This window comes from Halorubrum shenae, from assembly GCF_051194165.1.
Lineage (GTDB): Archaea > Halobacteriota > Halobacteria > Halobacteriales > Haloferacaceae > Halorubrum.
Genome location: NZ_JBLZNI010000004.1, coordinates 182,915 through 200,885, shown reverse-complemented (window position 1 = coordinate 200,885; position 17,971 = coordinate 182,915). Strand labels below are relative to the sequence as shown.

Below are 17,971 nucleotides of genomic sequence, written 5' to 3'. Positions count from 1 at the left end.
CCAACATGATCTATCCACAAGAACCGAAAGAAATTAGTAACAGAGTGATTGTTTCTCACCCACACGATGCATACCGACCAGCAGATGCCCCCGTTCGAGACGGGTTCGCTTCGCGATCCGTCGGAGTTGATGCGTCCCGAACGCCTGGGTGCACTGAAACAGACACGATTGAGTTTCGGACGGTTGCTCGTTAATAAGATGACGTCGGAGGAGTGGGAGATCAGCGTCGACCGACTGTCGCTCGATGAGGAAGGTGTCGGTCGGGTCGTCTACGCGATCGAGACGCCGACGCGTCGCTTATCGTTCGGCGTCTTCTCGCGAGTGTCCCCCGAAAGCGAGAACACGGACCGAATTATCGCCGAGGACTGGGACCTGTGGGCGTTCCTCTGTGAGGGGGAGATCTCGCCGGCGATGATGGACGCACAGCACGAGGAGCTCCCGCACGTGATGGAGGGACGCGCGACGCCGGAGATCCTGATCTGGACCCGAGCGAACCGCAGCTCAAGGTTCTTCGGTCACGTCGTTGACTCGCTGGCGGACGGCCACCAGCCCGACATCGACCAGCTCGCCGCCGGGGGGTACCTCACCCGCTCGTCCGGGTACTACGGGAACGGGCTGAACGGCACGAAGATGTTCCGAGCGCTGGACGACGACCACCCGCTGACGCGACCGTACATGTCGCAGATGCTCGCTGCCTACATGCTCCGCGTCTTCGGCTACGACCTCGCCGACCACGTCGCCGCGGCACGCAACCCCGATGCGCCGACGCTCGACGACGAGATCAAACGCTACCTGGGTACGGGCAACTCCTCGGGCGTCGGAATCGTCCTCTACTTAGTGAACCACCCGAAGCAGCTCCACGCGTGGCTCCGGGCCCGAGAGGTGGCACTGGCCCGCGCGAAGTCGATCGACCCGTCTGAATCCGATCTCGAGCGGTTCCACTCGCTGTTGGAGCGGGCACAGCGCTGGTTCGAAGAGGACGACAGCAGTACGAACCGATTCTTCGCTTCGAAGGATACGATCGCTGCCGACCTCACGCGTGTCGGCGATCGCGTCGACGCACTGGCCGCCGACCCGCCGGAGGGTCGCTTCTGGGAGGCGGTCTGTCAGTGGGCCGGCGACAAACTCCAGCGGGAGACCCAAGAAGTGCTCCACTCGCTGCTCTTGGACGTCCGCCCGGAGGTCTGTGACGGGCTCGAAGAGTCGCTCACGGTCTCCGAGCGGAGCGACGTAGTTCCCGGAATGGAGGTCGCGACACTCCGATCGGAGATTGACGAGGGGTACGCGTGGGCGCTGGACATCGACTTCGACCGGCCGGAGGCGACCCGTCACTTCTGGTACCGCTCGATAGAAAACGAGGAACCGCGGCTCGGCGTGCGCGGTCGAGGGCCCGACGAGTACGAGCTTCCGGCCGACGTCGCCCGCCGCGTGCAGTCGCTCCGGAGTGACCTCGACGGGTTCGATCCGGCCGACAGCGTCGCGGAGTTACTCGTGGAGCACCCGGAGCATCGATACGTCGTCGAGCGGATACAGAACCTCCACGGGCTCCCGTACGCGGAGATTCGGGGGAACCCCCTCGACGCCGACTTCGTTCCCCTGCATTTCATCGCCTGCCTCAAGGCGATGTGGGGGATCCAGAAGGCACACCCCAAGTCGAAGGGGTGGGTGCGCGGAACGTTCTTCCAAGGTGCGCCGCTTTCACACGAGCTGCCGGACTCCGATCAGGAGTACTGGATGTACCCGCCGAAGCCCGAGCAGGCGGCGTACTGGAGGGACGACCAATGAACCTGAGCGTCAGAGAGGTGTTGGACCTGTCCGAGCAATGCTTCCAGGCAGCCGGGTTCGATCCCAGCACCGCGCGGTCGAACGCGGCGGCGGTGTGGTGGGCCGAGACGTACCGCGGGACCGGGCTCGCCACGCTCGAAGCCCTGCTCGACCCGCTAGACGAGTTGGACGCGACGACGCCGACGATTGAGCAGCGTGAGTCACCGATCTCCGTCCTCGACGGACGGGAACTCCCGTGTACCGTCTCGTCCGTGCCGGCCCTGGATCTGGCCTGTGCCCACGCGGAACGATACGGAACCGGGATCACTCGCGTGAAGGACTGTGCGGTCGACGCCGGTGAGGAACTGCTCGGCGCGCTGGCGTACCGGGCGGCCAAGCGAGGATACGTCTCGCTGGTGCTCTCCGTCGGCGACGACGGACAGTCCCGGACCGTCCTCGGGACGCCCGCCGGGTCGCGACCCACGGTCGCCGAGATGAACCTGTCTGCGCCGTCGAACGGATACGCGGCGATAGACCGCGCGGTCCGAGCGGATCGGCACCGCGCGCAGGAGGCCCCGTTGTTCCGCGCCGTTTTCGACGGCGAGGCTCGGTCGACCCCGTACGACGCGACGGACGCGCAGCTCCTCCACCGGTTCCTGCGGCAGTCCGTCGAACCGGCTCCGGACGAGGAGTTCGATCTCGGGTTCGTGGTCGTCTGCGTCGACCCGCGTCATCCCCGGTACTCGGACGATGTCAACCGCGTCGCCGACCGTGCGATCAGGGACGCCGAGCTGTTCGAGCGCGTCTACCTACCCGAGGATATCTGTGACCGCGTTACCCGGTTCGTCAAGGAGGGCGTCACGGTCGACCGGGAGCGATGGCGACAGATATTCGAGTACAGTAACGGGATCCTCGCGCCCCCGTTCGAGGGCTCGGAAAAGGGGGCCGGGTTCGACCTGAACGAGCTAGAGAGTTAACCGAGGAGCCGACCACGTCGCCTCGGCGGTTCCGCGTCGGCCCCGTCATCGTCGACTCGATCTGTGCGCGTCGTCGCGCGCCTATCGGTCGCCGTTTACCGCGCGATCCCAGTAGTCCAAGAAGTTCTCGCCGAGGATGCCGTCGACCTCAGACGGGGAGAACCGTCGCTCGAGCGCCTGCCGGACCACGGGCCAGTCTTCGTACGTCCCGAACTCGCCGATTCCGTCGGCTATCGTGCGTTGTTCGACCTTTTCGCGGTCGAAGCCGAGGTCGATGATGTGTTGTTTGTAGTACGTCAACAGTTCGTCCGGGAACTGTGAATCGGCCGGGAAGAAGTCTGTCCCGATCCCGATCCGGTCGGTCCCGAGGATCGACGCGGCGTGTTCGAGGTGATCGAGGAACACCTCCAGCGTGGGGTCGTCTCGGCCGGGCGCGATGAACCAGGGGAGCGCGACGATCCCCATATACCCGTCGTCGGCAGCGACCGCCTCGATCTCCTCGTCCGACTTTCCGCGGTAGTGCGGCGCGACCTCCTGACAGGCGGCGTGCGTGACCGCCACCGGGGCGTTGGCGTACTCGATCGTGTCCAGCGTCGTCTGTTTCCCGCAGTGTGAGACGTCGACCACGCCGCCCAGGTCCGTGATCCGGTCGACGACGTCGCGTCCGAATCCCGACAGTCCGCCCTGCGATGGGTCATTACAGCCGGTTCCGACCAGGTTCTGGTGGTTGTACGTCAGCTGGAAGAGCCGCACGCCCTCGTTGTACAGCACGTCGACCCGGCCGAGAGAGCCGTCGATCGCCCCGCCGACGTTCTGGGTGTTTAACACGACCCCAACGTCGCCGTCTGCGGCGATCGACCGAGCCGCGGCGGGCGAGGTCGCCTTCCGGAGCCAGTCGGCAGCGTCGAACCGCGCCTGCCAGCGGGCGAGATCGCGGCGCTGGCCCGGACGCTCGGAGGCTCCCGACTCGTGGACCCACGGGGTGACGCTGAGGAGGTTCACGCCCGCCCTCTCGTAGATGTCTCGAACGTCACGACGGAACTCCGGGTCGCGCTCGAACCGCCGCACCTCGTGGTCCCAGATCGCTTCCCAACACTCGTCATGGGTGCGGCCGTTCGCGACCATGTCTTTGATCGCGTCGTTTACCGCTTCTACCCCGCCGTACGACCGAACCACCTGCGCCCACGGAGCCGATGCAGCGTAGTCGAAGATCGGTTGCTCGTCAGTCACGTTTGGGAGAGTTTAGCGAACAATATTAACAGTTCGCATCAACAGAAACAGTTCGTCGCAGCAGACCGCCGTGGAGTGCCCGGGCTCGCGGGTGAGTAGTCGGGTCTGGAAAGTGCCACAACACTCGGCTGAAGAGAATCACGACACTCGATCCTGAATGATGAAAAAGTATAAATATCCCCGGTTTAAGTACGGTAACGAAGATCACTCATGCCAGATGAAGGGACGAGTGCGTTCGAAACGTTTGTAGATGAGATAGACCCGATCCCGTTCGTGTTGGGGGCGGTGGTGACGCTCGGATTCATCGCTCTCGCCGCGGTGCGGACGGAGTGGGTTCAACAGCAGATTAACACCGCGTTCGAGGTGTTCGGCCAGGGGCTCGCCTGGCTGTACCTGCTCTCGGTGTTCCTCATCGTGCTGGTCGGCTTCTGGCTCATGTTCAGTCGGTACGGGAGTCTGAAGCTCGGCGACGGCGACCCGAGGTACAGCTACTTCTCGTACTTCGCGATGTTCTTCTCCGCGGGGCTCTCGGCCGGAATCGTCTTTTTCGGTCCGGTAGAGGCGCTCACCCACTACGCGACCCCGTCACCGCTCTTTGAGGGTGTTCAGGGAGAGACGACCGGGGCGATCGTTCCGGCGATCGCGTACGCGATCTTCCACTACGGAGTCAGCGCGTGGGCCGGCTACCTCGCGATCGGTATCCCGGTCGCCTACTACGTCTACCGCGAGGGGGCACCGTTCCGGACGTCGACGGTCCTGTACCCGATCCTCGGCGAGGACGGGCTCGACGGCGTGATCGGGAAGACGATCGACACGCTCGCCGTCGTCGCGACGCTGGGTGGGATCGCGACCGGACTCGGGTTCATCGCCACACAGCTGCTCAGCGGGGTCGAGCTCCAGACCGGATTCACCTTCGGCAACGTCGAGACGCTCCTTGCGATCGTCGGGATCACGGTCGTGTTCGTGGCGTCACTGCTCGCCGGCGTCAACCGCGGGATCCGGCGGCTCTCGGACTTCAACCTCACCATGATGGGGATCCTGCTGGGCGTCGCGCTGATCCTCGGCCCGACGCTGTCGGTGCTGAACACCGGCGTCGCCGCCGTCGGGACGTACGTGAACAACTTCTTCACGATGAGCCTCTTTTCGGGCGTCGGCACCGAGGGCGGTGCCGCGTGGGCGTCCTTCTGGACGGTGTTCTACTGGTCGTGGTGGATCGCGTGGGCGCCGTTCGTCGGCCTGTTCCTGGCGCGGATCTCCAAGGGGCGCACCATCCGCGAGGTAGTCTTTACGGCCTACGTCGCGATGACGTCCGTCTCGATCGTGTGGTTCTCCGTCGTCGGCGGCACGTCGGTCTGGCTCCAACACTCGGGCGCCGCTAACCTGCTCGGGCCGATCAACGAGTACGGAAACGGGGTCGCCGGCTTCGTCCTGTTCGACGCCCTGCCGTTGGGGGAGATTTGGACGGCGATGTTCTTCGTCCTCGTCGTGACGTTCTTCGCCACGTCGGCCGACTCGTCGACCCTCGCCGTCGGGATGCTGACCACCGGCGGGAAGGCGAACCCCTCGCGCATCAACCGACTGTTCTGGGGCGTGCTCCAAGGGATCATCGCGTCTATCCTCGTCGTGCTCGGCGGCGCGTCCGCCCTCCGCTCGTCGGTCATCATCACCGGTGCCCCGTTCGCCGTCGTCTGTCTCATCGCGGTCTTCGTGTTCGCGCGCCATCTCGGCAAGGAACACGGCCGGCGGCTGTTCCAAGAGGACGCCACGTGGCTCAGACAGCCCGAGCAACCGTCGGAACGGTCACAGACCGACGCGAACGCCAAAGAGGTGGCGACTGACGATGACTGACCGATCGCTCACACACCGCGTGACCGCCGAGTGCGCCGGTACTGCTTTGTGGCTCGACCGAAACCTCGAACTGAGGTAACACAATGTACGACGACATCCTGGTTCCGACGGACGGTAGCGACGTGGTAGACACCGCGGCGTCACACGCGATCGAGCTCGCGTCACTCTGCGATGCGACCGTACACGCCGTGTACGCGATCGAGCCGGACAATGCGACGCTTCCCTCGGAGGTCATGCGTCACGAGGAGGTACATGAAGAACACATCGACTGGGGCGAAGAGATCACGTTAGCGATCGCCGACCGCGCCCGCGAACGCGGATTGGAGGGTGTATCGGCCGTGACTGAAGGGGTTCCACACGAGAAGATAGGCGACTACGCAGTTGAGAACGGGATCGACCTCATCGTGATGGGTACCGCCGGGCGCACCGGCTTCCGAGAGCGGCTGATCGGCAGCGTCACCGAGAAGACGGTCCGCACGGCCAAAGTGCCGGTGTTGACGATGCGCGACTACGACGCGGAATAGGTCGCCAGCGACGGGAAATCGCTTCCCGTAGTCTCGCGAGGGGCGCAACTCTTTATTGACGGGGGTGAGTAACTGTTTCATGCTGCCCACAGGCTTCACTCTGTGCGGCACGCGACCACGGACAGACAGCTATGTCAGCGACAGCCTACCAATACGTCGACGGAGAGTGGATCGAGGGAGAGAGCGACGACGAGATAACGGTCCGGGACCCCGCGGACCCCGACGACCCGATTGTCGCGTTTCCCGGCGCGAGCCCGGAGCAAGCGCGCACAGCGGTCCGCGCGGCCGACACGGCCAGCGCGTCGTGGGCGGCCGCGCCGCCGGTCGAGCGCGAGGAGGTCTTATACGAGGTCGCCGATCGGATCGACGACGCTCAAGACTCGCTGGCGGAGACGCTGACCCGCGAGGAGGGGAAACCGATTTCCTCGAGCCGCGGCGAAGTCGGGCGGGCCGCGGAGATTTTCCGCTTTTTCGCGAACCAGTCGCGCACCGCGACCGGCGACACGGTCCCGTCGAACGACCCCGAGACGTTCACCTACACGGTTCGGGAGCCGCTCGGCGTGGTCTCGCTCATCACCCCGTGGAACTTCCCGATCGCGACGCCGAGCTGGAAGCTGGCCACGGCGCTGGCGACGGGTAACGCGGTCGTTCTTAAACCGTCGTCCGAGACGCCGATGATCGCCCGCAGGCTCGTCGAGATCCTCGAGGCGGCCGGACTCCCCGACGGCGTCGTCAACCTCGTCGTCGGCGCGGGCTCGACGGTCGGCGACGAGCTGACGACCCACGAGGCGGTCGACGGAGTCTCGTTCACCGGGTCGACCGCGACCGGCCAGCACATCGCCGAGACGGTCGCCGCCCGAGGGCTCCCCGTTCAGACCGAGATGGGCGGGAAGAACCCGCAGGTCGTGCTTCCGGACGCGGACCTCGACGCAGCGGCTGACACCGCGATCGCCGGCGCGTTCGGCGGCTGTGGACAGGCCTGTACGGCGACGAGCCGCCTCATCGTCCACGAGGACGTCGCGAGCGAGATGACCGACGCCGTCGTCGAGCGCGCCGAGGCGCTCTCGCTCGGTCCGGGAATGGACGACCCGGACATGGGCCCGGCCGTGTCCGCGGACGAGAACGAGACGAATCTCGAGTACGTCGATATCGCCCGCGAGGAGGGTGCCACACTCCTCACCGGCGGCGAGCAACCGTCCGACCTTGGAGACGGGTACTTCATGCAGCCGACGGTGTTCGGCGACGTCGACTCCGAGATGCGCATCGCTCAAGAAGAGGTGTTCGGACCGGTACTCGGGATCATCGAGGTGGCCGACTTCGAGGAGGCGATCGCGGTCGCCAACGACGTCGACTACGGGCTCTCGTCCAGCGTGTTCACCTCCGACATGGCGTCCGCCCGCGAGTTCACACGCCGGATCGAGGCCGGCGTCGTGAAGGTGAACGGCTCGACCACGGGCTCGCAGATTCAGATGCCGTTCGGTGGCATGAAGGCGTCGTCGTCCGAGACGACCAAGGAGATGGGAAAGCGGGCGTACGAGTTCTACACCCATCAGAAGGTCGTCTACCGGTCGGACCCGTAGCGCGGCCAGGCCCGTAACGCGGCCGGACCCACACCACGGCGGACCGTGTCGCCAGCACCACATCGGCGGCGGTAGAACAGTTCAGATATATGCACGTCGCCGTGCGTACCGAAGACGAGCAGAATATGAGCAAACGCTACGAAGCGATCGTGGTCGGAGTCGGTGGTATGGGCAGCGCTGCGGCGCACCATCTCGCGTCGCGGGGCGTCGACACGCTCGGGATCGAGCGGTTCCCGGGATACGACATCCCAGACCACCATCGCGCCGTATACCAACCAGAGAGCGGGTTCCTCGTCCCCGAGCAATGTATCATCGCTCACGTCGAGGCGGCACAGGCCCGCGGCGCCGAGATTCGCGCCCGTGAGACGGTCACCGACATCACGGAGGACCAAAGCGGAGTCCGAGTGACGACGGATCGCGGACGCTATCGGGCCGACCATGCGGCTCTCGACGTGTCTGTTCACGAACACGCCCGACGGGCACTTCGTGCTCGACGCCGCGCCCGGCCGTTCGCACGTCACCGTCGGAGCCGGCTTCTCGGGCCACGGGTTCAAGTTCGCGAGCGCGGTGGGGGAGGCCCTCGCCGACCTGGCACTCGACGGCGAGACGAACCGAGAGATCGGCCTGTTCAACGCCGATCGGTTCGATGGTGAGTCCAACGGGTGAGTTCGAGTGCGAGCGTGAGAACTGATCACGATCCAAATAAGTATGGGCGCGCCTCCAGTATCATCACCGCACGATGGTCGGAACTAGCCTGCTCTCTCAGTCCGATGTCGAGGATGCACTCGACGTCGCCGACGCGCTGCGCGTCGTCGAGCGAACGTATATCGAGACGAACCGCGATCGGGTCGTGAATCCGGCGAAGCTCTCCATGCACTTGGGCGACGACGGCGGATGGCCCGACTACAACGCGTTCGCGATCAATATGCCGGCGTACGTCGACTGGCTCGACGCCGTCGGCACGAAGTGGGCCGTCGCGACGTGGGACGCCGACGTCGAGGACCCGATCAGCTCGCTCATTCTCCTCTTCGACCTCGACGGCGGTCGATTCGAGGCGATACTGGAGGGGATGTACCTGACCGGGGTCCGGACCGCCCTGCAGTCCGCCGTGGGACTGAAACACCTGCTACCGGACACGCCCGAGTCCGTCGGCGTCTTCGGCGCGGGGTTTCAAGCGGCGTTTCAGCTCTCGGTAACCGACGAACTACTTGATATCAATGAATTCTTTTTATATGATATAAGTCGGGACAAAGCCGACGGTCTCGCCGCGGAAATGAGGGATCAGCTCGACGCGGAGCTGACCGTGTGTGAGACGGCGGCGACCGCCGCTCGAAACGACGCCGTTCTCACGGTCACCGATTCAAAATTACCGGTTTTAGATGCTGAATGGCCCTCAAAAGCAGGTCTCATCGTCGCGCTCGGATCGTATCAGGAGCTACCGGACGAGATACTCACGGGTGCGGACCGACTCGTGGTCGATCACGTGGAGCAGTGCCTCCAGCGCGGTGCGTTGGCCGACATCGCTGCGCGAGACGGCCTCTCTGCGTCGGATTTGGACGCGACGATCGGTGAGGTGTTGGACGACGAGCGCGAGACGCCGGTCCGACCCTCGGACCGAACGGTCTTCGTTCCGATCGGGCTGGGTGCGCTCGACATCGCTCTCGCAAAGGGCGTATATAATAATATGATATCTGATAGTTCAGTAGAATTCGATTTTAACTGACCTATCTTTCGGTGAACGGAGAGGTACTGGAGGCGACAGGGACTGTGGCCGAAGAACTCGACGCGGCGGAAGACGCCACCTCGGCGTTCCAGTTCAACAGAGCCGGCGATTCCACGGAGAACCAAGGCGAGTGCCTCGGAGCTTGACCCAGAGGCGGTTCACAATCAGACGCTGTTCGACGGCGTTTTACGCCTTTGCCCGAGTCGATACACGTGGACCTCAATTCCGTCCGAAACACGTGGACAAACCGGGCGGGCGAATACTCCCCCGCGTACTACGCACATTACGGCCCGAACGACACGAGTACGGTGATTCGCGATGCTCTCAACGAGTACATTCCCCGTGACGCAGCCGTTCTCGAACTCGGGTGCGGTTCTGGCCGTCATCTCGAGCATCTCGCCAACGACGGCTTTGAGAACCTCTCGGGCGTCGACATCAACGCCGAGGCATTCGACACGATGCGGGAGGCCTATCCCGCACTTGCCGCCGACGGAACGTTTCACTGCGGCCCGATAGAGGGTATCATCGAGGACTTCGACGACGGGCAGTTCGACGCGGTCTACTCAGTCGAAACGCTACAGCACCTCCATCCCGATGTCGAGTGGGTCTTCGAGGAAGTGGCTCGGATCACCGACACCATCCTTGTCACCGCGGAGATCGAGGGACCGGTACGCGACTCGTCGTCTGACCCGGACGTGAACTATGTTGACGAGGACACTCCCCTGTACTACCGAGACTGGGGCCGCATCTTCACCTCGTTCGATCTCGTTGAGGTTGACGTCGTCCATGGCGACAGAGACACCACGCGGACCTTTCGCGCGTCCGGCTAACTGCGAACCTGGGCAGCGACGTGGTGGTGGCCGACAACCCGTCAGCGTTAGGTCGCTGTCCACGCGATAGGCGAGTATGGTCTCTGAAGGCGATCGCGCACCCGATTTCACGGTTCCGCTGGCTGGCGGAAACGGCTACGACGACGTCTCCGAGTTCACCCTGTCGGAGGAGATAGGCGGCGGCCCGATCGTGCTGGCGTTCGTTCCGGGGGCGTTCACCGGCGGTTGTACCGAGGAGATGTGTACGTTCGGAAGCGAACTGGACTCGTTCGAAGCGCTCGATGCGTCGGTGTACGGTGTCAGCGTTGATCTCCCGTTCGCCCAGAACGTCTGGATAGCACAGGAAGGGTTCGACGTGCCGATGCTCTCGGACTGGAGTCACGAGATCACCCACGCGTACGACGTCGCCTATCCGGATATGTACGGTTCGATCGAGTCCGCCCAGCGAAGCGTCTTCGTGATCGACGCAGACGGGATTGTCACGTATCGGTGGGTCCGTGAAAACGGGAACCCCGAGTTCGATCCGTTCGTCGCTGACATCCGAGAGCACGTGAAATCGGCCCGCCGATAGCGCCCTGACGGGTGCATTCGGCTTCCTGATCGAAGAGGCGCGTACGACGAGTTCTACCGTGAACGGAAACGTTACACAGCCTCAAAGAAAGTGAGACGCATGGAGTTAGGACTCAGCGGAACGTCTGTGTTCGTCGCTGCGGCAAGCAAAGGACTCGGACTCGGCGCAGCGACTCAGTTCGCCGCGGAGGGGGCAAGCGTCTCGATTGCCTCCCGAAACGCGGACAACCTCGCCGAGGCTCGCAAGGAGATACTCGAGGAGACCGACTGTGATGACGATGCGGTCTTCACCGTCGAGATGGATCTCGCCGATCCCGACGCGATCGAGTCGGGTATCGCCGCGGCCGTCGAGGAGTTCGGTGGCCTAGACGTGCTGGTGACCAACCACGGTGGTCCGAACAACGCCTCCTTCGAGGACACCTCCTTAGAAGCGTTCGACGGAGGGTACAACGACGTACTCCGGAGCACGATTGTTCAGTGTAAGGCCGCCCTGCCCGCGCTCCGCGACGGCGGCGGCGCGATCACGCACTTGGTCGCCGCCTCCGCGGCGGAGCCGACCTCGCACGGGACCCTCGGAAACGTGTTCCGGCCGGGTATCTACGGCCTCTCGAAAACGCTCGCGAACGAGGAGGGGAAAAACGGGGTCCGATCCAACTGCGTCGCCCCCAGAGGAGTGCTCTCTGACCGGATCGAGTCGAAAATCGCTGCGCGGGCCGAACGCGAGGGGCTGACGGAAGCGGACGTGCGCGAACTCCGCGTCGCAGAGCTCCCCCTACCGGAGATGGGAACGATCGAAGAGTTCGGGAAGGCGGTCGCGTTTGTCTCCTCCTCGGCCGCGTCGTACACCACCGGGTCGGTGTTGCCCGTCGACGGCGGATGGAGTTCACGGCTGCTCTGAGACCCGAGTGGCGGTCACGGCTCACCGTGAGCCCTCGAAGCGGCGACGCCGGTGCCCGCCCGTGGGGGATTACGAATCCGGGACCAGTGTCGGCGTCGGGTAGGTCCCGCCGTTGACGTGTAGCACCTGTCCGGTCACGAACGATCCGGCGTCCGACGCGAGGAAACAACACGCGTCGGCCACCTCCTCGACTTGCCCGAGCCGTCCGAGCGGGGTCGATCGGATCACTTCTCGCTCGATCCGGTCCCATTCTTCGGTCCGGTTTCGATCGACGTCGATGAGACCGGGCGAGACGCCGTTGACGCGGATCCCGTCGGGGCCAAGTTCGGTCGCCAGTTGTCGTATCTGTCCCTCGATTCCGAGCTTTGAACCGTACGAGTGGGCGTGGCCGTCCTTGCCGAGATACACCATCGCTCCGATCAGGTTCACGATCGAACCACCGCCTCGATCTATCATGTCCGGAACGACCGCTTGCGTCGTCTGAAACACTCCCCTGAAGTTGACCGCAAGCACGCGATCGATGTCCTGCGTGTCCACGTCGAGGAACGGTTTCGACGGTCGATATGTCGCGTTATTTATAAGTACGTCGATCGGACCGAGCTGCTCGCGGATGTCGCCGACCATTGGCTGGACAGCATCTGGGTCGCCGATGTCGGCGAGGGCGATCGCGGCCTCGCTCCCGGCCTCCCGAACGAGGCGTGCAGTCTCTTCACACCCCTCTTCGTCACTGCGTGCCGTGATTCCCACGTCCGCGCCGGCCTCTGCGAGCCGGATCGCCGTGGCTCGCCCGATATTCCGACTCGAGCCCGTGACGAGGGCCGTCTGTCCGGTGAGATCCATCCGTTCTCACCTCGAAGTCCTCGTCCGGCCGGTTGCAGCCGAACTAGACATCGAACTCCTCCTGGTAGTCGGTCGCATCGAGTCGGTCCTCCCGAAGGGGCCAGAACGCGAGCAAGCGCGCCGGCTCTGCGGTGACCGCGCGGGACGCGTGCGGAACGTCCGGTGGGATCTCCACCGCATCGTACGTGCCGAGCGAGACCCGCTCTCCGTCGACGAGGAAGTCGACCTCGCCCTCGATGACGATAGTCGTTTGTTCCCACGGATGGCTGTGCTGCGGCTTGTCCTCTCGGTCCGGTCCGATCGTCGTCATGCCCACCATCTGGTCGACGCCTCGAAAGACGATCTGCTCGAACCCAGGCCCCTCCTTCGCGACGGGCGCGTCAGAGAGCGTGTACACCGACGGAATCTGTTCCGGGTCGTATCTGCGTACCATACCGTACTGAACGACGAGATGCACTTAAACTCGCAGGGTGAAATCGCTCCGATACCGCGGCCCTCGGTCGCGGAGCGGTGTCGCCTCGGGTCGCTCGTCGTCAGTCGTCGGTGGCCGTTACCGCTGTCGCGTCTCGGATGTATTCGGTCGCCGTCTCAGCGGCAACCCGTCCGTAGACGGCCGCGTTCGTCAGGCCGGATCCGCCGGGATAGTTGTGGTAGAACAACCCGCCCGTGACATTCCCCGCGGCGAACAACCCGGGAATGACGCTGTCCGTCGTGTCGAGTACTTCCGCGTCCGGCGTGATCGCCACACCACCAAACGTGAACGTCATGCCACCGGTAACCGGGTAGCCCGTGTATGACGGTTCGTCCAGCGGGAGCGCCCAGTTAGACTTCGGCGGGTCGACGGCTTCCGCAGCGTTTCCGTCGAGTACGTCTGGGTCGTACTCGTCGATCGCCCCGTCGTGGCACGCCTCGTTGTACGCCTCGACGGTCTCGACCGCTCGTTCCGGGTCCTCGATGTCGAGCCGGCGGACGAGCGCCTGTATCGAGTCCGCGGTGATCGCCCGCGAGGGACCCATGTGGGCCACATCGTCGACGACCGTTGAGTCGACGATGATGAACGCCTCGTGATAGGGCTGTTCGAAGATCTCCCGCCCGAACTTGGCGTACGTATGCGCCCGCGCGTCTTCACCTTCGTTGACGAACCGCTCGCCATCGTGGTTTAAGATAAGCCCGTACTGGTAGCCGTCGATGCGAGTGATACCGCCCTCCACGTCTGGCGATCCAGCGTCGATGATCGCCATGTGAGCGTCACCCCACTCACCGTCAGACTTCGCGCCGATATCCATCGCCGAGTCGATTATCTCGCCCGTGTTGTATCGGCTACCTCGGACCTTCATGTTCCCGTAGCCGGGGCCGAAGTACCGGGTTCGTTTCTCCTTACTGGAGCCGTAGTCGCCCGCCGCAAGCACGACCGCGTCGGCCTCGAACCGGGTGCGACGACCGTCGACAAACCCCTCGACGCCGGTCGCGGTCCCGTCGTCTCCCCGGTGGACGCTCTGGATCTCCGCGTCGTACCGCACCTCGCCACCGAGTTCCTCGAACTGGTCGACGAGGTCGTCAAGCATTGTCTCCCCGTCGAGCCAGACGCGGCCCGCCGTGTAACCAGGGTGGGGAGCTTGATACTCCCAGTCGAGCCCCATCTGCGTCAGCCATTCGAACGTCTCTCCGGCCTCTTCGGTCACGGTTTGAACGAGATCCTCGTCGGCTCGGTAGTTCGTCGTCTTCATCAGGTCCGAGTAGAAGTCGGCAGTGGTGTAGTCTTCCACGTCGAACTCCACGTCGAGGTCGATGTCCGCCGTCGGAAGACGGAACGACTCCGTGAACCGCGTGTGACCACCACGATGCTCCTTCGGAGATTTCTCAAGGACGACGACCGAACGGTCCAGCTCCGCTAGGCGGATCCCGGCCGAGAGCCCGGCGATACCACAGCCGACGACGACCGCATCGTAGGTATGAGTGTACATTTTTGTCAGCGACCAAGTCAACGTTGATCGTAGACTGATGAAAGTGTTTGGCTGAAATAAGTCCCCGTTTAAGTATCGCTGTTGGGGAGAGGCGTCCGCAGCTGTCTCAGTCAGCTCTCGCGCGGCGGTACCGCGACAAACCGCTCCGGCGGGAGTGTTCCGTCCATAATTTCGAAGGCGTACTCCACCAGCGTCTCGAGTATCGCCGACCGGGCCCGGATCGACGACGCCGCGATGTGCGGCGTCGTGACGACGTTTTCGAACTCGTGAAGCGGCGAATCGGCCGGCAGCGGCTCGGTCTCGAACACGTCGAGGCCGGCGCCGCCGATCGTTCCGTCGCGCAGCGCGGCGATCAGCGCGTCCGTGTCGACGATCGGCCCGCGCGCAGTGTTGATGAGGACCGCGTCGTCGGCCATCGCTGCGAGCGCGTCCGTGTCGATCATGCCGCGCGTCTCGGGCGTGTGTTCCGCGGTGACGACGACGGCGTCCGACTCCGAGAGAACCGTCTCGAAATCCGTGAGCGTTGCACCCGTGATCTGCGAGTCGATCTCGTGGACGTACGGGTCGTGCGCGTAGACGTCGGCGTTGAAGCCGTCGAGCAGGCCTGCGAGACGTGATCCGACGTTCCCGAAGCCGACGATTCCGATGGTCGTCTCTGCCACCGGACGGGCGTTCGGCACCTCGTCGCGCCACTTGCCCGCCTCTAAGGCACGCTGACCGATCAGGACGTTCCGCTTGACGGCCAACAGCAGCGTCAGCGCGTGTTCGGCGACCGAGAGCGCGTTCATTCCAGGCGTGTAGATGACAGAGACGCCGTGGTCCGTGGCGGCATCGAGGTCGATCGTGTCGAGGCCGGTCCCGATCTTTGCCACGAGCCGCAGCGAGTCGGCGTTCGCGAGCACCCGTCGAGTGACCGGAAGCCGAGACGTCGTAAAGAGGACCTCGACGCCGTCGAGCGCGTCGATCAGCGCCTCTTCCGTCGAGTCGACGCCGACCTCAAGCGCGAGGCCGTCGCCGACCGCGCGTTCGAGCACGTCACGCGGCTTCACGTCTTGGTCGACGAGCGCTCGCGGCGCTCCGCTCGTCATTCCTCTTTCTCCGGTCGAACGTGCGTGACGACCGGGCAGTCCGCGTTCATCAGGACGTCTTGGGTGACGCTCCCGAAGAGCGCCTTGCCGACCGCAGATCGGCGGCGACCACCGACGCAGATGTAGCTCGCGTCCTGCTCTTTGGCGTACCGAACGAGCTCGTCTCCCGCGTCGCCGACGAGGCCGACGGCCTCGAACTCGTCGGTCGTTCGACGTGCGACGTCGTCGGCCGTCTCTTTAGCGTACGTCCGAATGGTGTCGACCGGGACGGTTTGGCCCGTCTCGCTGAGGCTGTCCTTTTCGAGGTCCCGAAACGCGGACTGGCTCAACACGTGGACGACGTGGAGATCCTCCCCGAACGCTTCGGCGTGCTTTTGCCCCTCGATCACGGCGTTGCTCTCCCGATCGATTCGTTCGACTCCGGCGACAATCGTCATAGTTGTTACCGTATCTATGACGAGCACTCTTATAGCTTTCAGTGGAACGGCGCGGGAAATCGGTCTCAGGCCGGTGTCGGGCGTTCGTCCGCCGTGTTCGGTACGGTCGTCTCGCCCGTCGCGTGTGCTTGGATTGCTTGGTCCGTGGTGTTTTTTAAGCGTACCCGCGTTGGTAGAGGAACATGCCTGCCTCTCAGGGCGGATTGCGCGCTGTCGTCACCAATTTGCCCCTCCCAAGCTTCGGCGTTGCGGGAGTCTGGGTCTCGATCGCCGTTCTCGTGGGGGGCGCCCTCGCGCCGCCGCTTGGCGGCCTCGAGCGCGAGATGCAACTCGTGCTCGCCGTCTTCCTCTTCGCGCTCGTGTTGTGGCTGACTGAGGCCGTCCCGTACGTTGTCTCGAGTACTCTGGCTCCGATACTGTTGTTCGCCTTCGGGCTCGTCCCGGCGTTCGAGGACGCGGTCAGCGGGTTCGCGTCGACGCTCGTGTTCTTCCTGCTGCTGCTGTTGCTCCTCGGTGGCGCGATCAGCAAGGTCGGTCTGGGGAAAATCGTCGCAAGCCGGATGCTCTCGACGCGGAGCACGCCGCGAACGAGCGTGCGATCGCTGGCGACCCATATGGTCGGGCTGTCGCTTTTGATGCCTTCGGCGGTCGCCCGGGCGGTGACGTTCATCCCCGTCGTCAATCAGATGACGGACGCGTACGGGCTTCCGGACGACGGCGCGTTTCGCAAGGCCTCTTTCATCGTCCTCGGCCACATTAACCCGATCGGGTCGATGATGCTGATGACCGGGGGTGGGATGGCGATCATCACCTCACAACTGATCAACGAGTCCGTCCGCACGATCACCTGGGTCCAGTGGGCCGTGTACATGATCCCCCCGATGGCCCTGCTGTTCTGGCTGTCGACGGTCAGTGTCCTCCTTCTGTACGGCGTGGACGACGACCGGACACTCGAATCGGTGGGCCGTGAGGGGGACGCCGATGCGGACGGCGAAAACAGGGGAGCGGGGAGTAATGACGTGTTCGATTTGGATGAGAACGGCGATCGGCCGACCAGCGGGCTCACGCTGACGCGGGATCAGCGGATCGTCAGCGTCGTCATGCTGGGTGCGGTCGTGGCGTGGATCGCCGGCTCCTTCGCCGGGATTCCGACGATCGTCCCGGCGGCTGTGGCGGTTGCTGTTCTCTCGGTCCCGGGCGTGGGAATCGTCGACCGGGATCTGATTGCCAACGTCAGCTGGGGAATCCTCTTTCTCATCGGAGCGATGTTCTCTATCCTCGACGCGATGGAGGCGACCGGAACGCTCGATTACGTCGTCGAGACGCTCATCGCGGTCGTCCCGTTCGGCGCGATGGCGCCGTGGCTGGTGATCGGTACCCTCCTCGCGCTCGCCGTCTTCATCCGCTCGTGGTTCTCGACGGCGTCGGCCGCGATCGTGGTCGCCCTGCCGATCATCATGGAGTTCGCGAACGTTCTCGGTCTCAACCGGCTCTACCTCGCGCTATCGGTACTCATCGTCGTCGGCTCGACGACGTTCTTTCCGTTCAACACCACATCGGTGCTGCTCTCGTACGACAAGGGGCCGCTCGGGCTCAGCGAGGTGTTCGTCTTCGGGCTCGTGACCATGGTTCACGGCGCGATCGTGATCGTGTTGTCGTGGCTGTTTTACTGGCCGCTCGTCGTCTGACGACGCGAAT

16 protein-coding genes and 1 pseudogene are annotated in these 17,971 nt (G+C 64.2%); 11 read left to right on the top strand and 6 right to left on the bottom strand.

Features of this window, described 5'->3' with window-relative positions:
• Positions 1-198 precede the first annotated feature (198 nt).
• Positions 199-1,785 (top strand): hypothetical protein, encoded by a 1,587-nt coding sequence (locus tag ACNS88_RS07390; protein ID WP_435095188.1) that lies wholly within the window; start codon positions 199-201, stop codon positions 1,783-1,785.
• Positions 1,782-2,741: an ArsA family ATPase gene (locus ACNS88_RS07385; protein WP_435095186.1), complete on the top strand. Its 960-nt coding sequence runs from the start codon at positions 1,782-1,784 to the stop codon at positions 2,739-2,741. The genes ACNS88_RS07390 and ACNS88_RS07385 overlap by 4 nt, the downstream gene beginning before the upstream one ends.
• An 81-nt stretch (positions 2,742-2,822) precedes the next feature.
• Here ACNS88_RS07385 and ACNS88_RS07380 read toward each other — a convergent pair whose 3' ends face one another.
• Complete coding sequence (locus tag ACNS88_RS07380) at positions 2,823-3,971, bottom strand: dipeptidase (RefSeq protein ID WP_435095184.1); 1,149 nt, start codon at positions 3,969-3,971, stop codon at positions 2,823-2,825.
• Positions 3,972-4,181: 210 nt separating this feature from the next.
• Here ACNS88_RS07380 and ACNS88_RS07375 point away from each other — a divergent pair, with 210 nt between their 5' ends.
• From ACNS88_RS07375 to ACNS88_RS07340, 8 genes and pseudogenes are all read left to right on the top strand, one after another.
• A complete protein-coding gene (locus tag ACNS88_RS07375; protein WP_435095182.1) occupies positions 4,182-5,819 on the top strand; it encodes a BCCT family transporter in 1,638 nt (545 codons plus the stop codon).
• A gap of 83 nt (positions 5,820-5,902) precedes the next feature.
• Positions 5,903-6,343, top strand: a complete 441-nt coding sequence (locus tag ACNS88_RS07370; RefSeq protein ID WP_435095180.1) for a universal stress protein — start codon at positions 5,903-5,905, stop codon at positions 6,341-6,343.
• Between the two features lie 131 nt (positions 6,344-6,474).
• Positions 6,475-7,923, top strand: coding sequence for an aldehyde dehydrogenase family protein (locus ACNS88_RS07365; RefSeq protein ID WP_435095178.1), 1,449 nt, complete (start codon positions 6,475-6,477; stop codon positions 7,921-7,923).
• A gap of 227 nt (positions 7,924-8,150) precedes the next feature.
• Positions 8,151-8,589: pseudogene (locus ACNS88_RS07360) on the top strand (FAD-dependent oxidoreductase); the annotation flags it as partial.
• A gap of 73 nt (positions 8,590-8,662) precedes the next feature.
• Positions 8,663-9,646 (top strand): ornithine cyclodeaminase family protein, encoded by a 984-nt coding sequence (locus ACNS88_RS07355; protein WP_435095176.1) that lies wholly within the window; start codon positions 8,663-8,665, stop codon positions 9,644-9,646.
• A gap of 212 nt (positions 9,647-9,858) precedes the next feature.
• A complete protein-coding gene (locus tag ACNS88_RS07350) occupies positions 9,859-10,476 on the top strand; it encodes a class I SAM-dependent methyltransferase (RefSeq protein ID WP_435095174.1) in 618 nt (205 codons plus the stop codon).
• 76 nt (positions 10,477-10,552) lie between these two features.
• On the top strand, positions 10,553-11,047 hold the full coding sequence (locus ACNS88_RS07345) for a redoxin domain-containing protein (RefSeq protein WP_435095172.1): 495 nt from the start codon (positions 10,553-10,555) through the stop codon (positions 11,045-11,047).
• Between the two features lie 99 nt (positions 11,048-11,146).
• Positions 11,147-11,944, top strand: coding sequence for an SDR family oxidoreductase (locus tag ACNS88_RS07340; protein WP_435095170.1), 798 nt, complete (start codon positions 11,147-11,149; stop codon positions 11,942-11,944).
• A gap of 69 nt (positions 11,945-12,013) precedes the next feature.
• Here the strand turns inward: ACNS88_RS07340 and ACNS88_RS07335 are convergent, their stop codons facing one another.
• From ACNS88_RS07335 to ACNS88_RS07315, 5 genes are all read right to left on the bottom strand, one after another.
• A complete protein-coding gene (locus ACNS88_RS07335; protein WP_435095168.1) occupies positions 12,014-12,784 on the bottom strand; it encodes an SDR family NAD(P)-dependent oxidoreductase in 771 nt (256 codons plus the stop codon).
• Positions 12,785-12,827: 43 nt separating this feature from the next.
• On the bottom strand, positions 12,828-13,217 hold the full coding sequence (locus tag ACNS88_RS07330) for a cupin domain-containing protein (RefSeq protein ID WP_435095166.1): 390 nt from the start codon (positions 13,215-13,217) through the stop codon (positions 12,828-12,830).
• 100 nt (positions 13,218-13,317) lie between these two features.
• A complete protein-coding gene (tcuA, locus tag ACNS88_RS07325) occupies positions 13,318-14,748 on the bottom strand; it encodes an FAD-dependent tricarballylate dehydrogenase TcuA (protein ID WP_435095164.1) in 1,431 nt (476 codons plus the stop codon).
• A gap of 110 nt (positions 14,749-14,858) precedes the next feature.
• Positions 14,859-15,836: an NAD(P)-dependent oxidoreductase gene (locus ACNS88_RS07320; RefSeq protein WP_435095162.1), complete on the bottom strand. Its 978-nt coding sequence runs from the start codon at positions 15,834-15,836 to the stop codon at positions 14,859-14,861.
• Positions 15,833-16,273, bottom strand: coding sequence for a universal stress protein (locus ACNS88_RS07315; protein ID WP_435095160.1), 441 nt, complete (start codon positions 16,271-16,273; stop codon positions 15,833-15,835). Before ACNS88_RS07315 ends, ACNS88_RS07320 begins: the two co-directional genes overlap by 4 nt.
• A gap of 182 nt (positions 16,274-16,455) precedes the next feature.
• On the opposite strand from ACNS88_RS07315, the gene ACNS88_RS07310 reads away from it, so the two are divergent.
• A complete protein-coding gene (locus ACNS88_RS07310; protein ID WP_435095158.1) occupies positions 16,456-17,961 on the top strand; it encodes an SLC13 family permease in 1,506 nt (501 codons plus the stop codon).
• Positions 17,962-17,971: the final 10 nt, after the last annotated feature.

Coding starts and splice junctions, on each gene's coding strand:
- ACNS88_RS07315 (WP_435095160.1), bottom strand. CDS start 16,273: ATGACGATTGTCGCCGGAGTCGAACGAATCGATCGGGAGAGCAACGCC.
- ACNS88_RS07330 (WP_435095166.1), bottom strand. CDS start 13,217: ATGGTACGCAGATACGACCCGGAACAGATTCCGTCGGTGTACACGCTC.
- ACNS88_RS07365 (WP_435095178.1), top strand. CDS start 6,475: ATGTCAGCGACAGCCTACCAATACGTCGACGGAGAGTGGATCGAGGGA.
- ACNS88_RS07335 (WP_435095168.1), bottom strand. CDS start 12,784: ATGGATCTCACCGGACAGACGGCCCTCGTCACGGGCTCGAGTCGGAAT.
- ACNS88_RS07340 (WP_435095170.1), top strand. CDS start 11,147: ATGGAGTTAGGACTCAGCGGAACGTCTGTGTTCGTCGCTGCGGCAAGC.
- ACNS88_RS07375 (WP_435095182.1), top strand. CDS start 4,182: ATGCCAGATGAAGGGACGAGTGCGTTCGAAACGTTTGTAGATGAGATA.
- ACNS88_RS07370 (WP_435095180.1), top strand. CDS start 5,903: ATGTACGACGACATCCTGGTTCCGACGGACGGTAGCGACGTGGTAGAC.
- ACNS88_RS07390 (WP_435095188.1), top strand. CDS start 199: ATGACGTCGGAGGAGTGGGAGATCAGCGTCGACCGACTGTCGCTCGAT.
- ACNS88_RS07355 (WP_435095176.1), top strand. CDS start 8,663: ATGGTCGGAACTAGCCTGCTCTCTCAGTCCGATGTCGAGGATGCACTC.
- tcuA (WP_435095164.1), bottom strand. CDS start 14,748: ATGTACACTCATACCTACGATGCGGTCGTCGTCGGCTGTGGTATCGCC.
- ACNS88_RS07310 (WP_435095158.1), top strand. CDS start 16,456: ATGCCTGCCTCTCAGGGCGGATTGCGCGCTGTCGTCACCAATTTGCCC.
- ACNS88_RS07385 (WP_435095186.1), top strand. CDS start 1,782: ATGAACCTGAGCGTCAGAGAGGTGTTGGACCTGTCCGAGCAATGCTTC.
- ACNS88_RS07345 (WP_435095172.1), top strand. CDS start 10,553: ATGGTCTCTGAAGGCGATCGCGCACCCGATTTCACGGTTCCGCTGGCT.
- ACNS88_RS07320 (WP_435095162.1), bottom strand. CDS start 15,836: ATGACGAGCGGAGCGCCGCGAGCGCTCGTCGACCAAGACGTGAAGCCG.